Genomic DNA, 14474 nt, shown 5'->3' with positions numbered 1-14474 from the left:
GATCTTCGAACGAGGGTCAGGCTAAGGGCAGGGCCTCCAGCGGTCCATGCCGATTCTGGCGCCGGCCGAGGGCGACCGGAACGGGGCCGGGCCGCCGGCAGTCCGCCGCCGGCCCAGATCCTCGCGTGCGGGGCGTACTGCTGTGACCTGGGCTTACAGCACCGGCAGGTTCTTGCGCAGCTCGAAGGCCGTGACCTCGGAGCGGTACTCCTCCCACTCCTGCTTCTTGTTGCGCAGGAAGAAGTCGAAGACGTGCTCGCCCAGGGTCTCCGCGACCAGTTCGCTGCGCTCCATCAGGGTGATGGCCTCGCCGAGGTTCTGCGGGAGGGGCTCGATGCCCATCGCGCGGCGCTCGGCGTCGCTGAGGGCCCAGACGTCGTCGTCGGCGCCGGCCGGGAGCTCGTAGCCCTCCTCGATGCCCTTGAGGCCCGCGGCGAGCAGGACGGCGTAGGTCAGGTAGGGGTTGGCGCCCGAGTCGATGGAGCGGACCTCGACGCGCGAGGAGCCCATCTTGCCCGGCTTGTACATGGGGACGCGGATCAGCGCGGAGCGGTTGTTGTGGCCCCAGCAGATGTACGCGGGGGCCTCGCCGCCGGAGCCGGCGGTGCGGCCCGAGCCGCCCCAGATGCGCTTGTAGGAGTTGACCCACTGGTTGGTGACGGCGGAGATCTCCCCGGCGTGCTTCAGCAGGCCGGCGATGAAGGAACGTCCCACCTTGGAGAGCTGGTACTCCGCGCCCGACTCGTAGAAGGCGTTGCGGTCGCCCTCGAAGAGCGAGAGGTGGGTGTGCATGCCCGAGCCCGGGTAGTCCGAGAAGGGCTTGGGCATGAACGTGGCCTGCACGCCCTGCTCCAGCGCGACCTGCTTCATGACCAGGCGGAAGGTCATGATGTTGTCGGCGGTGGACAGCGCGTCGGCGTAGCGGAGGTCGATCTCCTGCTGGCCGGGGGCGCCCTCGTGGTGGGAGAACTCCACCGAGATGCCCATCGACTCCAGCATCGTGATGGCCTGACGACGGAAGTCCATGCCCACGTTCTGCGGGGTGTGGTCGAAGTAGCCCGAGTTGTCGGCCGGGGTGGGCCGGCTGCCGTCCAGCGGCTTGTCCTTCAGGAGGAAGAACTCGATCTCGGGGTGGGTGTAGAAGGTGAAGCCCAGGTCCGAGGTCTTGGCAAGGGCGCGCTTCAGGACATAGCGCGGGTCCGCGAAGGACGGCGAGCCGTCGGGCATGAGGATGTCGCAGAACATCCGGGCCGTGCCGGGGGCCTCCGCGCGCCAGGGCAGGATCTGGAAGGTGCCCGGGTCGGGCTTGGCGATCATGTCGGACTCGTAGACCCGGGCGAAGCCCTCGATCGCGGAGCCGTCGAAGCCGATGCCCTCGTCGAAGGCCTGCTCCAGCTCGGCGGGTGCCACGGCGACCGACTTCAGGAAGCCGAGCACGTCGGTGAACCACAGACGCACGAAGCGGATGTCGCGCTCCTCGAGCGTACGGAGCACAAATTCCTGCTGCTTGTCCATTTCCACACCCATCCTCGCTGGTCAGGCCGCCTGCTCCCACCGCCTCGGGCACTTCGGGGGGCACCTGAGCATCCCACCACATGGTTTCGTGCACGTTGCACACCCATACTGCCTGGTCCGCTGTGACACAGGTAACGGGGGAGCGGCCGAAAAGCGGCGCTCGCGCGACGGCTTGCCGGTACCGGCTCGATACCGATGAGTACCCCGTTCGGCCCACGGCGCCCCTTCTGCCACTACGATCTGCGCCCATGGGAGCCTCCCGGCTCGACGGCCCGCCGCGACACGCGCGTCCCCTGGCACTGGCGAGTGCCGTGGCGACGCTCCTCGGCGCGCTGTTCCTCTGTCTGGGGGTCGGCCACCCGGGAGCCGGTGATCCGGCCGAGCGGATCGGGCACGTGTCGGCGACCGGCCCGGTCGCCGCCCAGCCCGGCCAGTACGTCTGCCCGTACGACCGGGGCGGCTGCTCGCTCTTCCCCGCCCTCTCCCCCGCGGTGCTCAGCGCACCGCCGCTCGACCCCCCGCTGCACGCGGCGGGCGGCGGCCCCCGCCTCGCCGCGCCGCGCTCCTCCGGTCAGGCGCCCCGCTCCGACGCACGGCCGCGCGCGCCGGACCTCCATGTCCTTCAGGTCCTGCGGACGTGAGCGGCCGGGCTCTTCGTCACGTTCGTCTCCGTTCGCTTTCCCCCACTCACCTCCAGACTTCACGAAGGACGACATCACCATGGCCGCGAACCGCTCCGCCACCGCCGACCGCCGCGCCCGAATAGAGGAGATGCGCCGCGCCGAGCAGGCCCGCGAGCGCCGCAACCGCATCATCACGATCGGCGTCTCCGGCGCCGTCGTGCTCGCCCTCGTCGGCTTCGGCGGCTGGGTGATCACCAAGGAGAACGACAAGAAGGAGGAGCAGGAGGCCGCCGCCAAGGCCCCCATCAAGGACGAGAAGTCCTGGGACGCCAAGAAGCTGACCCGCAACCACGTCACCACGCCGGTGAAGTACGACATGAAGCCGCCGGTCGGCGGCGACCACAACCCGGTCTGGCAGAACTGCAACGGCGACGTCTACGACAAGCCGGTCAACGACGTCAACGCCGTGCACTCGCTGGAGCACGGGGCCGTGTGGGTGACGTACACCAAGAAGGCCGCCTCCGGTGACGTCGAGAAGCTGAAGGCCAAGGTCAAGAAGACCCCGTACTCGCTGATGAGCCCGTACGAGGACCAGGCCGGCGCGATCGTGCTGAGCGCCTGGGGCAAGCAGGTGGCCGTGGACGGCGCGGACGACCCGCGGGTCGACGCCTTCTTCACCAAGTACGTCACCGGCCCGCAGACCCCGGAGCCGGGCGCCGCCTGCACCGGCGGCGTCGGCGCCGAGGGCCAGGGCGGCGCCGGGATGGGCCAGTGAAGCTGAACCGCACGCAGTGGGCGTCGGTCACCGCCGTGGTCCTCGCCGTGCTCTTCGCGGGGGGCGCGGTCACCGTCGCCTCCGCGGACCGCGACGACGACGCGCCGAGGACGCCGACCGCGGAGTCCGCGGACGCCGGTTTCGCCCGTGACATGGCGGTCCACCACCAGCAGGCCGTCGAGATGTCTTTCATCGTCCGTGACCGGACGAAGGACGAGGACGTGCGCCGCCTCGCGTACGACATCGCCAACACCCAGGCCAACCAGCGCGGCATGATGCTGGGCTGGCTGGACATGTGGGGGCTGCCCAAGGTGCAGTCCGGTGTCGCGCCCATGACCTGGATGGGGATGGGCATGGACATGGGAGGCGAGGACGGCGAGCTCATGCCGGGCATGGCGACCCGGGCCGAGCTCGACCAGCTGCGCACGGCCTCCGGCCGCGCGGCCGAGGTGCTCTACCTGAAGCTGATGACCGAGCACCACAAGGGCGGCATCCACATGGCCCAGGGCTGTGTCGAGAGGTGCGTGCCCGGGGTGGAGCGCGACCTCGCGCAGGGCATGGTCGACGCCCAGGAGTCCGAGATCAGGCTGATGGCGGACATGCTCAAGGCCCGCGGCGCGTAGGCGGCCGCAGCGGCGCCGACCCGACGGCCCCCGTGACCCTGCGGTCGCGGGGGCCGCGTCGCGCACGGACAATTGAGGGTGCTCGGGGACGTAGGCACGACGACGTTCTACGAAAGGCACGCACCCAATGAAGACGGCGAAGGACATCATGCACCCGGGGGCCCAGTGGATCCCGGCACACGAGACGCTCGACCGCGCCGCGCAGATGATGCGGCAACTCAACGTGGGCGCGCTTCCCATCGCCGACGAGAACGAGCGGCTCTGCGGCATCATCACGGACCGCGACATCGTGGTCGGCTGTGTGGCCATGGGCCACGACCCCGCCAGGATCACGTGCGGTGAGATGGCCAAGGGCACCCCGCGCTGGATCGAGTCCGACGCGGACGTGGGCGCGATCCTGGAGGAGATGCAGAGTCACCAGATCCGTCGGCTTCCCGTCATCGACGAGGACAAGCGCCTGGTCGGCATGATCAGCGAGGCGGACCTGGCGAGGAACCTGACGGACGAGCAGCTGAAGGCGTTCTGCGAGAGCGTCTACGCGGGCTGACCGCCCGTCGGCACGTCACGCGCGACCCGGCCCGGGCGGCGACGTCCGGCCGGTCCGGCACGACCGGACGGCCCGGCGGCCCGGGCGCCCCGTAGCGGGCACCGAGCCGCCGGGCCGACGCGCGTCGGCGCCACCTGTGGGCGAAGGCGAAGGGCGCGCGTCGGCGCCGCCGCGTGGGGCAGGGGCACTCGTCGGCCGCCTGCGGAGCACGGGGGGAAGACACGCGCCGGCTCCGCCGACGGGAAGGCGCGCGTCACCACCGCCCGCCCGGGAACGCGCGCGTCACCACCGCCCGCCCGGGAACGCGCGCGTCACCACCGCCCGCCCGGGAACGCGCGCGTCACCACCGCCCGCCCGGGAAGGCGCGCGTCACCACCGCCCCGCCCGGGGAAGGGCACGCGTCGGCGACTCCCCGCGGGACCGGCAGCCGCCCAGGGCGAGTTCGGGCCCGTGGATCGACACGGATCGGCCCGCCCGCAGGACATAGCGTCGAATTGACGATTAGACTGGGGGGCGTGCCTCAACTTCGCCTCGCTCTGAATCAGATCGACTCCGTCGTCGGCGATCTCGCCGGGAACGCCGAGGCCGTCGTCCACTGGACCCGGCACGCCGCCGACCAGGGCGCGCACCTCGTCACGTTCCCCGAGATGGTGCTGACCGGCTACCCCGTCGAGGACCTGGCGCTGCGCTCCTCGTTCGTCGAGGCCTCCCGAGACGCCCTGCGGGCGCTCGGGCGGCGGCTCGCCGACGAGGGACTCGGCGAGCTCCCGGTGGTCGTGGGCTACCTCGACCGCTCCGAGCGGGCCGAGCCCCGGCTCGGCCGGCCCGCCGGCTCCCCCGAGAACGCGGCGGCGGTCCTGTACCGGGGGGAGGTGGTGCTGCGGTTCGCCAAGCACCACCTGCCCAACTACGGCGTCTTCGACGAGTACCGCTACTTCGTCCAGGGCGACACACTGCCCGTCCTCCGGCTCCACGGCGTCGACGTGGCCCTCGCGATCTGCGAGGACCTGTGGCAGGACGGTGGCCGGGTCCCGGCCACCCGGAGCGCCCGGGCCGGGCTGCTGGTGTCGGTCAACGCCTCCCCGTACGAGCGGAACAAGGACGACACCCGGCTCGAACTGGTCCGCAAGCGGGCCCAGGAGGCCGGCTGCACGACCGCGTACGTCGCCATGACCGGCGGCCAGGACGACCTGGTCTTCGACGGCGACTCGATCGTCGTCGACGCGGCCGGCGAGGTCGTCGCGCGCGCCCCGCAGTTCTCCGAGGGCTGTGTGGTCCTCGACCTGGAGCTGCCGGGGTTCGCCGCGGAGGCCCCGGAGAACGGCGCGGTCGTCGACGACGGGCTGCGCGTCGACCGCGTGGTGCTCTCCGAGGAACCGCTGCCGGCCTACGAGCCGGAGGTGACGGGCGGTTATGCGGACCGGCTCGAGGACGACGAGGAGGTGTACTCGGCGCTCGTGGTGGGCCTGCGGGCGTACGTGAACAAGAACGGCTTCCGTTCCGTCCTCATCGGTCTGTCCGGCGGCATCGACTCGGCCCTCGTCGCCGCCATCGCCTGCGACGCGCTCGGCCCGGCGAACGTGTACGGCGTGTCGATGCCGTCCCGGTACTCCTCGGAGCACTCGCGCGGGGACGCCGCCGAACTGGCGCGGCGCACCGGACTGAACTTCCGCACGGCCCCGATCGCGCCGATGTTCGACGCCTACATGGGCGCGCTGGGACTCACCGGTCTCGCCGAGGAGAACCTGCAGGCGCGGCTGCGCGGCACGCTGCTCATGGCGCTCTCCAACCAGGAGGGTCACCTCGTGCTCGCCCCGGGCAACAAGTCCGAGCTGGCGGTGGGCTACTCCACGCTGTACGGGGACGCGGTGGGCGCCTTCGGCCCGATCAAGGACGTCTACAAGACCTGGGTCTTCCGGCTGGCCCGCTGGCGCAACCGGGCGGCGGAGGAACGCGGCCAGACCCCGCCGATCCCGGAGAACTCCATCTCCAAGCCGCCCAGCGCCGAGCTGCGCCCCGGGCAGGTCGACACGGACTCCCTGCCCGACTACGAGATCCTGGACCGGATCCTGGAGCTGTACGTCGACCGCGACCGGGGCAAGGAGGAGCTGGTGGCCGCCGGTTTCGACGACGAGCTGGTGACCCGCACGCTGCGGATGGTGGACCTGGCGGAGTACAAGCGCCGTCAGTACCCGCCGGGCACGAAGATCTCGGCGAAGGGTTTCGGCAAGGACCGCCGGCTGCCGATCACGAACCGCTGGCGGGAGACGACGCCGCGCTGACGAGGGCGTCGGGCTCGACGGACCTCGGGACGCTCCGGCGCGCCGGAGCGGTGGGAGGAGCACTCCGCCCGAGGTCCTTCAGCCGGAGCGCGGGGCGCTCGACGAGGTGCCAGGAGGCGACGGCGAGGAGCAGCGTGAAGAGGAGGGTGAGCCCGAGGTAGGCCGCCATGCCCCAGCGGGTCCAGCCGATCAGGGCGAGGGTCTGCTGGACGAGGAAGCCGTAGATGTAGATCCCGTACGAGTAGTCGTGGCGGGCTCCGACGCGGCGGAAGGGGCGGGGCAGGCGTATCGCGAGCCAGACGAGCAGGTAGGCGAGCGCCGGCAGGCCCACGAGGAAGAACCAGCCGTAGTGGAGGCTGCCGACGAAGACGGCGAGGGCGGCCACGCCGAGCGGGTCGCTGACGGGTATCCGGTCGCGGTAGAGCTCGATGATCGTGCCGAGGCTGAAGGCGAGGCCCAGGTAGATGAGCCACTGCGGGGTGACGGCGCCCATCAGGGGGATCTGCTGGACCTCCAGGTAGCGCGCGTGGGAGGCGCCGCCCCAGAAGGGCTCGGCCGAGGCCTGGCGCACGACCAGCCAGTAGAACAGCGCGGCGACGAGGAGCACCGCGCGGCGGGCCCGCTTGAGGATGCCGGTGACGGCGAGGACGGCCACGCCGACGTAGCACAGGACCTCGTAACGGAGCGTCCACAGGGAGCCGTTGAAGGCGCCGTTGTGGAGCCACCCTTCGGACCGGGCGTACGTCATGAGGCCGGCGATGTCGTAGTGGCGGGTCGCGACGGCCCAGTCGGCGCGGAGGTAGCCGAGGGGGCCGTCGGCGAAGCCGAGGGGGCCCTTGGTGCCGCCGAGGCCGGCGAGGTCGCCGTGGACGTACCAGTAGAGGGCGGGGGCGACCACGAAGGCCGTGAACAGCAGGCAGACCCAGAAGCCGGGCAGGATGCGCAGGGCCCGGTGCCACAGGAACCGTCCCAGGGGCAGCCGGGCGCCGCTGCGGGTGACGAGGATGCCGGACAGCACGAAGAAGCCGTAGACGGCCAGGTTGCCGACGGTGACCTGGCCACCGCTGAACTCGAGGCCGTACTCCTTCGCCCCGTAGCCGAGGATGCTGGCGTGGGAGAAGATCACCGCCGTGGCCAGGCCGAGGCGCAGGAGTCCGAGGCTGTTGTCCCGGCCGCTGAAGAGCTGCGCTATCGACCCGTGCGACCAGCGCAACGCGAAAGCACGGCGCATGAACGATTCCCCCTCGTGGAGCCCCCCACTGTCCCCGGACATGCCGGCGCCGGGAGGACAGCCCCCCGGGACGTCTCGGCCGAGGGCGGAATCAGGTTACTTGGAGGTGTCGGCGGGGCGGCGGGGCGGTGGCCCCCTCAAACACCGCACGGCCGGTGTGATTCATCACACCCTTCCCCCGGTTCACATCTTGACACGGGCGGCGACCGGCAGGTGGTCGCTCTTCGTCTGCGGCAGGGTCCAGGAGGAGACCGGCTCGACGCCCCGGACCAGGATCTGGTCGATGCGGGCCATCGGGAAGGACGCCGGCCAGCTGAAGCCGAAGCCGTCGCCGGCCGCGCCCTGGGTGGAGCGGAGCTGGGAGGTGACGCCGTTGAGGGCACGGTCGTTCATGGTGCCGTTGAGGTCGCCGAGGAGGACGATCCGCCGGTGAGGGTCGCGGGAGATGGCCTCGCCGAGGGCGTTGGCGCTGTTGTCGCGCTGGTTGGCGGTGAAGCCGGCGTTCATCCTGACGCGTACGGACGGGAGATGGGCGACGTAGACGGCCACCTCGCCCTTCGGGGCGGCGACGGTGGCGCGCATGGCGCGGGTCCAGCCCATCCGGATGTCGACCGGCCCCGGGTCGCGCAGCGGGTACTTGCTCCACAGGCCGACGGTGCCCTGCACCGAGTGGTGCCGGTAGGTGTCGGCCAGCACCCGCTCGTAGACCGGGACCATGTCGCCCTTGAGCTCCTCCAGGGCCACCACGTCGGCGCCGGAGGCGGCGATCTGACGGGCCGTCCCCTCGGGGTCGGGGTTGTCGGCGTTCACGTTGTGGCTGACGACGACGAGGTCGCCGCCGGGCTCGGACTTGTCGACGACGAGGCCGCCGAAGAGATTGAGCCAGACCGCGACCGGCAGGATCAGCGCGACCAGCGCGGTCGCGGAGCGGCGCAGCAGGCCGAGGACGAGCAGCACCGGCACGAGGAGGCCGAGCCAGGGCAGGAAGGTCTCGGAGAGGCTGCCGAGGTTGCCGATCCGGTTGGGGACGTCGGCATGAAACCCCATCAGGAGGGCGAGCAGGACGGCGCAGAGGGCGAGGACGATGCCCCGGCGCCAGATGCCCCGGTCGCCGCGGAGCCGGGCGAACCGGGCGAACCGGTCTCCCGGGCGGGAGGCGGGCCGGGAGCCGGAGCCCTTGTCGTCCGGCGTTCCGCCGTGCCCGGTCTCCGTCATGTCCACCCGCGCCATCACTGTCGTCCTCACTGCCTTGCCCTGCGACCCGGTCTCGACACTAGGCGATACCGGGTCGGTCGTACTCCTCGAGGGACGACACCCGCGCGTGGCGGGTTCCTGCAGGTGGCCCGGGGCGCACGGCTGTAACAGAACGCGCACATTCGTACGGATCAGACACGCGGCCGCAGACCGTCCATGACCGTGTCGACGATCTCCTCGGGCAGACCCGGCTCCAGGGTGGCGCCGGGGCGGATGACGGAGCGCAGCAACAGGGGGCCGACGAACAGGTCGTTCACCATCTCGACGTCGAGGTCGGCGCGGATCTCGCCGCGCTCGATCCCGCGCCGGATGGCGTCCAGACCCATCCGGCGGCGCGGCTCGATGACCGTGTTGTGGTAGGCGTCCCACAGCCTCGGGTACAGCTGCATCTGCGAGAAGACGTTGTGCAGCAGCGCGGAGGTCCGCTTGGCGAGCCCCCGCTGCCGCATCGTCTCCAGGAGCGCCACGAAGTCGTCGCGCAGCGAGGTGCCGGGCAGCACCGGGTCCGGCGGCTCGACCGACCGCAGGAGGTCGACGAACAGCTCCTCCTTGCCGGGCCAGCGGCGGTAGATCGTCGCCTTCCCGACGCCGGCGGTGCGGGCGATCTTCTCGATGGACACGTCGGCCAGCGCGAGGCCGCTCTCCAGCAGTCCGATCGCCGCGTCGAAGATCGCCTGCTCCGCCGCCTCGCTCCGCGGCCGCCCGCGCCGCGCGCCACCGGGGCAGTCGGCGGCCGGGGCGGGTACACCCGTGTCCGTGTGCTGCGACACGCTCGTTGCGCCTCTCTTCCTGGCTAGTTCGGAACCGATTCTCCCGCTTCGGCGCGCGCGCCGGGGACGGGCGCCCCGCCGGCCGGGGCGGCCGGGGTGCGGCCGGGCAGGAAGACGGCGACGACGAGCGCGCCGAGCAGGGCGACGACGGCCGAGCCGACGGCGGTGACGTGCATCGCGTCGATGAAGGCGTCGTACGCCGGGGCGACCAGGCCGTGGCCGGCCGGGCCGAGCTTCTCGGCGACGGCGAGGGTCGCCTCGATGGACTCGCCGGCGGTGTCGCGCAGGCCCGGCGGGAGCGCGCCGAGGTGGCCCTCGATCTCGCCGCGGTAGGTGGTGGACAGGACGGAGCCGAGCACGGCCACGCCCAGCGCGCCGCCGACCTGCCGGAACGTGTTGTTGATCGCGGAGCCGGAGCCGGCCTTCTCGCGGGGCAGCGACTGCATGATGGAGACGGTGACCGGCGGCATGATGTGCGCCATGCCGGCGCCCTGGAGGAAGAAGACGACCTCGAGGACCCAGAGCGGGGTGTCGGCGTCGAACAGGGCGAAGGCGGCGAGGCCGACCGCGACCGCCAGCATGCCGGTGGTGCACACGGCCTTGGCGCCGAAGCGTTCGACGACGAGCCGGGCCCGCGGCGCGAAGACCATCTGGGCGATGGCGAGCGGCAGGATCAGCAGACCGGACTCCAGCGCGCTGTAGCCGCGCACGCTCTGCAGGTAGAAGGCGGAGAAGAAGGTCACGCCCATGAGGGCGAAGAAGACCAGCGCGATGGCGCCGACGGCGGCGGAGAACGCGGGCTTGCGGAAGTACGAGACGTCGAGCGCCGGGTGGTCGCTGCGCTTCTCGTACAGCACGAACGCGACGAGGACCGCGACGCCGCCGAGCGACGGGAGCAGCACCTCGGCGTCGGTGAAGCTCGCCAGCTCGCCGCCGCGGATGATGCCGTACACGAGCAGCACGAGTCCGAGGACGGAGAGCAACACGCCGGGCAGGTCGATCCGGCCGGGCTTCGGGTCCCGGGAGTCGGGGACGAGCCAGGCCATCAGCGCGAAGGCGAGCAGCACGACGGGCACGTTGACGAGGAAGATCGAGCCCCACCAGAAGTGCTCCAGGAGCACTCCGCCGGTGATCGGGCCGACGGCGATGGCGAGGCCGACGCTGCCGGCCCAGATGCCGATGGCCTTGGGCTGCTCGTCGCGCTCGAAGACGTTCATGAGGACGGCGAGGGTCGCCGGCATCACGAAGGCGGCGCCGAGACCCATCACGGCCCGGTAGGCGATGAGCTCGCCCGGGGTGGTGGAGATCGCGGCGAGCGCGGAACCGATGCCGAAGACGGTGATGCCGAAGAGCAGCACCTTCTTGCGGCCGAGGCGGTCGCCGAGCAGGCCGGAGGTGAAGAGCAGTCCGGCGAAGACGAGCGTGTAGGAGTTGATGGCCCACTCCAGCTCGCTCTGGGTGGCGCCGATGCCGGTGGGCGCGGGGCTGGCGATCGTCTTGACCGCCACGTTCAGGATCGAGTTGTCGAGGACGACGATGAGGAGGCTGAGCATGAGCACGCCGAGGATCACCCAGCGGCGGCGGTGCACGGCCTCGGGCACGCGACGCGGGCCGGGGACGGCGGCGGAAACAGTGGACGGCTGTGACATGTGGTTCACCCTAGGCCCATTTCGATACGAGACCGTCTCGTATTGAAAAAACAGAGGGACTCTTTACATTTCCGGGATGTGAACAGCGCCACGCGAGCCCACTCCTGCGGCCGACTTCCCCGCCCGCCCGGCGAAGTGCCACCATGGATGTGGTCCGGGGACGCCACAGGGCGCCTCGAGATGACGACAGAGGAGCCGTTCACCATGACGCTTCAGGCTGCCCAGAAACCGCCCGCCGACAGCAGCAAGGCGCTGTACGGGGGGAAGGGCACCCGCCGCATCACCGTCCACGACATCGCCGCCGCCAAGGCCCGCGGCGAGAAGTGGCCCATGCTCACCGCCTACGACGCCATGACCGCCTCCGTCTTCGACGAGGCCGGGATCCCGGTGATCCTCGTCGGCGACTCCATGGGCAACTGTCACCTCGGCTACGAGACCACCGTGCCCGTCACGATGGACGAGATGACGCTGCTCTCCGCCGCCGTCGTACGGGGCACCCGGCGCGCCCTCGTCGTCGGCGACCTCCCCTTCGGCTCGTACCAGGAAGGGCCCGTCCAGGCCCTGCGCAACGCCACCCGGCTGATCAAGGACGCCGGCGTCGGCGCGATCAAGCTGGAGGGCGGCGAGCGCTCGCTGCCCCAGACCGAGCTGCTGGTCCAGTCCGGCATCCCGGTCATGTCCCACCTCGGCCTGACCCCGCAGTCCGTCAACACCATGGGCTACCGGGTGCAGGGCCGCAGCGACGAGGCCGCCCACAAGCTGCTGCGCGACGCCAAGGCGGCCCAGGACGCGGGCGCCTTCGCCCTGGTCCTGGAGCTCGTCCCGGCCGAGCTGGCCGCCGAGGTCACCCGCTCGCTGCACATCCCCACCATCGGCATCGGCGCCGGCCCCGACACGGACGCCCAGGTCCTCGTCTGGACCGACATGGCCGGTCTGACCGGCGGCAAGGTGCCGCGCTTCACCAAGCAGTACGCCAACCTGCGCGAGACGCTCGGCGACGCCGCCCGCGCCTTCGCGGAGGACGTCGCCGGCGGGGCGTTCCCCGCCGAGGAGCACACCTTCCACTAGGTCACCGCCCCGGGCAGGCCCCTCCCCCGGTCGGGGCCTGCCCGCCCACAAGCCCCTGCGGCACCAACGACAGCCCGCCGACCGTCCCCCGTCGGCGGGCTGTCGGCATTCGGCCACGGCACCGCCGGAACCGCCGACAGACACCGACCGGCACGGACGGTCCGCGCCGACAGACACCGACAGGCACCGACAGGCCCGCGGGCGCCTGTCGGTGCCTGTCGGCGGGGCTGTCGGTCGGCTGTCGGTGCGCTGTCGGTGGCCACCGGTTCCATGGTGGACATGACGCGATCACACACCAACGCCGTCGAGGTCCGGGGCCTCGTGAAGCACTTCGGCGAGACGAAAGCGGTCGACGGGATCGACCTGGACGTCCGCGAGGGCACCGTCCTCGGCGTCCTCGGCCCGAACGGCGCCGGCAAGACCACCCTCGTCCGCTGCCTGTCCACCCTGATCGTCCCGGACGCCGGGACCGCCACCGTCGCCGGCTACGACGTGGTGCGCCAGCCCCGCCAGCTGCGCCGCACCATCGGGCTCACCGGCCAGTACGCCTCCGTCGACGAGAAGCTGTCCGGCTGGGAGAACCTCTACATGATCGGGCGGCTGCTCGACCTCTCCCGCAAGGACGCCCGCCGCCGCGCCGACGAGATGCTGGAGCGCTTCTCCCTCACCGAGGCCGCCAAGCGCCCGGCGATGAACTACTCCGGCGGCATGCGGCGCCGCCTCGACCTGGCCGCCTCCATGATCGGCCGGCCCGCCGTGCTCTACCTGGACGAGCCCACCACCGGCCTCGACCCGCGCACCCGCAACGAGGTCTGGGACGAGGTGCAGCGGATGGTCGCCGAGGGCGCGACCGTGCTCCTCACCACCCAGTACATGGAGGAGGCGGAGCAGCTGGCGAGCGAGCTCACCGTCATCGACCGCGGCCGCGTCATCGCCAAGGGCGGCGTCGACGAGCTCAAGGCCCGCGTCGGCGGCCGCACGCTCCAGGTCCGCCCGGCCGACCCGGCCGACCTGTCCGCCATGGCCGCCGCGCTCCGCGAGGCCGGCCTCGACGGGGTCGCCGGCGCCACCGTCGTACCCGACGAGGGCCTGCTGTACGTGCCGATCCTCAGCGACGAGCAGCTGACCGCCGTCGTGGGCCTGTTCGGCGCCCGCGGCTTCGGCATCACCCACATCGGCACCCATCTGCCCAGCCTCGACGAGGTGTTCCTCGCCATCACCGGCGAGAAGACGGCCGTTTCCGACGCGATCACCGAGGAGGTCGCCGCATGAGCACCACCACCCTCCCCCAGTCCCCCGTCGACGCCCCCGGCGGCACCCCCGCCCGGCGGGCCGCCGCCGGCGCCGCCGACGGCCGCATCGGCCTCCGGGCCAACCTGCGCCACGTCGGCGCCCTGGCCCGGCGCAACGCCCTGCAGATCAAGCAGGACCCGGAGTCGATGTTCGACGCCGTGCTGATGCCGATCATCTTCATCCTGCTGTTCGTGTACGTCTTCGGCGGCGCCATGGCCGGCAAGGGCAACCAGCAGGAGTACGTGAACTACCTGGTGCCCGGCCTGATGGCCATGATGGGCATGAACATCGCGATGGCCGTCGGCACCGGCATCAACGACGACTTCAAGAAGGGCGTCATGGACCGGTTCCGGACCATGCCGATCGCCCGCTCCTCGGTGCTCGTCGCGAAGATCGTCGTCGAGGTCGGCCGCATGCTGGTCGCCACCGCGATCCTGCTGGGCATGGGCTTCCTGCTCGGCCTGCAGATCCACACCTCGTTCCTCGACCTGCTCGCCGCGATCGGTCTGTCGATGGTCTTCGGGGCGTCGCTCATGTGGATCTTCATCCTGCTCGGTCTCACCATGAAGACGGCCCAGGCCGTCCAGGGAATGGCCATGCTCGTGCTGATGCCGCTGCAGTTCGGCTCCTCGATCTTCGCCAAGCCGACCACGATGCCCGGCTGGCTGCAGACCTTCACCGACTACAACCCGCTGTCCAACCTCGCCGACGCCGCCCGCAACCTGATCAACGGCGGCCCCGTCGCCCACTCCGTGTGGATGACGCTCGCCTGGGCGGTCGGCATCACCGTGATCACCGCGCCCCTCGCGGTCGCCAAGTTCCGCAAGAAGACCTGACACCCCGA

Annotated in this window: 13 protein-coding genes; 8 read left to right on the top strand and 5 right to left on the bottom strand. The window is 71.4% G+C overall.

The window, feature by feature from the left end:
- Positions 1–153 precede the first annotated feature (153 nt).
- Entirely contained in the window at positions 154–1515 is a 1362-nt protein-coding gene (locus ACIGXE_RS03495) for a glutamine synthetase family protein (RefSeq protein WP_356070572.1), read from the bottom strand.
- A 248-nt stretch (positions 1516–1763) separates the two neighbouring features.
- Here ACIGXE_RS03495 and ACIGXE_RS03490 point away from each other — a divergent pair, with 248 nt between their 5' ends.
- The 5 genes from ACIGXE_RS03490 to ACIGXE_RS03470 all read left to right on the top strand — a co-directional run bounded on the left by ACIGXE_RS03490 (position 1764) and on the right by ACIGXE_RS03470 (position 6365).
- Complete coding sequence (locus ACIGXE_RS03490; RefSeq protein ID WP_399742327.1) at positions 1764–2156, top strand: hypothetical protein; 393 nt, start codon at positions 1764–1766, stop codon at positions 2154–2156.
- 79 nt (positions 2157–2235) lie between these two features.
- A complete protein-coding gene (locus tag ACIGXE_RS03485) occupies positions 2236–2913 on the top strand; it encodes a DUF3105 domain-containing protein (protein WP_399742324.1) in 678 nt (225 codons plus the stop codon).
- Complete coding sequence (locus ACIGXE_RS03480) at positions 2910–3536, top strand: DUF305 domain-containing protein (RefSeq protein WP_399742321.1); 627 nt, start codon at positions 2910–2912, stop codon at positions 3534–3536. The genes ACIGXE_RS03485 and ACIGXE_RS03480 overlap by 4 nt, the downstream gene beginning before the upstream one ends.
- 127 nt (positions 3537–3663) lie before the next feature.
- The gene (locus ACIGXE_RS03475) at positions 3664–4083 is read left to right on the top strand and encodes a CBS domain-containing protein (protein WP_399742318.1); all 420 of its coding nucleotides are present in this window, start codon (positions 3664–3666) and stop codon (positions 4081–4083) included.
- Positions 4084–4598: 515 nt separating this feature from the next.
- Positions 4599–6365 (top strand): NAD+ synthase, encoded by a 1767-nt coding sequence (locus tag ACIGXE_RS03470; protein ID WP_399742315.1) that lies wholly within the window; start codon positions 4599–4601, stop codon positions 6363–6365.
- Here the strand turns inward: ACIGXE_RS03470 and ACIGXE_RS03465 are convergent.
- The 4 genes from ACIGXE_RS03465 to ACIGXE_RS03450 all read right to left on the bottom strand — a co-directional run bounded on the left by ACIGXE_RS03465 (position 6331) and on the right by ACIGXE_RS03450 (position 11269).
- The gene (locus tag ACIGXE_RS03465; RefSeq protein WP_399742312.1) at positions 6331–7596 is read right to left on the bottom strand and encodes an acyltransferase family protein; all 1266 of its coding nucleotides are present in this window, start codon (positions 7594–7596) and stop codon (positions 6331–6333) included. The genes ACIGXE_RS03470 and ACIGXE_RS03465 overlap by 35 nt on opposite strands.
- Positions 7597–7779: 183 nt before the next feature.
- Positions 7780–8826: an endonuclease/exonuclease/phosphatase family protein gene (locus ACIGXE_RS03460; protein WP_399742309.1), complete on the bottom strand. Its 1047-nt coding sequence runs from the start codon at positions 8824–8826 to the stop codon at positions 7780–7782.
- 155 nt (positions 8827–8981) lie between these two features.
- On the bottom strand, positions 8982–9620 hold the full coding sequence (locus ACIGXE_RS03455) for a TetR/AcrR family transcriptional regulator (RefSeq protein ID WP_399742306.1): 639 nt from the start codon (positions 9618–9620) through the stop codon (positions 8982–8984).
- Between the two features lie 23 nt (positions 9621–9643).
- Entirely contained in the window at positions 9644–11269 is a 1626-nt protein-coding gene (locus ACIGXE_RS03450; RefSeq protein WP_399742303.1) for an MFS transporter, read from the bottom strand.
- 204 nt (positions 11270–11473) lie between these two features.
- On the opposite strand from ACIGXE_RS03450, the gene panB reads away from it, so the two are divergent.
- From panB to ACIGXE_RS03435, 3 genes are all read left to right on the top strand, one after another.
- Positions 11474–12337, top strand: coding sequence for a 3-methyl-2-oxobutanoate hydroxymethyltransferase (gene panB, locus ACIGXE_RS03445; protein ID WP_399742299.1), 864 nt, complete (start codon positions 11474–11476; stop codon positions 12335–12337).
- Between the two features lie 270 nt (positions 12338–12607).
- Positions 12608–13609: an ATP-binding cassette domain-containing protein gene (locus tag ACIGXE_RS03440; RefSeq protein WP_399743732.1), complete on the top strand. Its 1002-nt coding sequence runs from the start codon at positions 12608–12610 to the stop codon at positions 13607–13609.
- Entirely contained in the window at positions 13606–14466 is an 861-nt protein-coding gene (locus ACIGXE_RS03435; protein ID WP_399742296.1) for an ABC transporter permease, read from the top strand. The genes ACIGXE_RS03440 and ACIGXE_RS03435 overlap by 4 nt, the downstream gene beginning before the upstream one ends.
- Positions 14467–14474: the final 8 nt, after the last annotated feature.

This window comes from Streptomyces sp. NPDC053431 (assembly GCF_044544925.1).
Classification (GTDB): Bacteria; Actinomycetota; Actinomycetes; order Streptomycetales; family Streptomycetaceae; genus Streptomyces.
The sequence above is the reverse complement of the archived record's forward strand: the minus strand, read 5'-3'. Positions and strand labels throughout refer to the sequence as shown.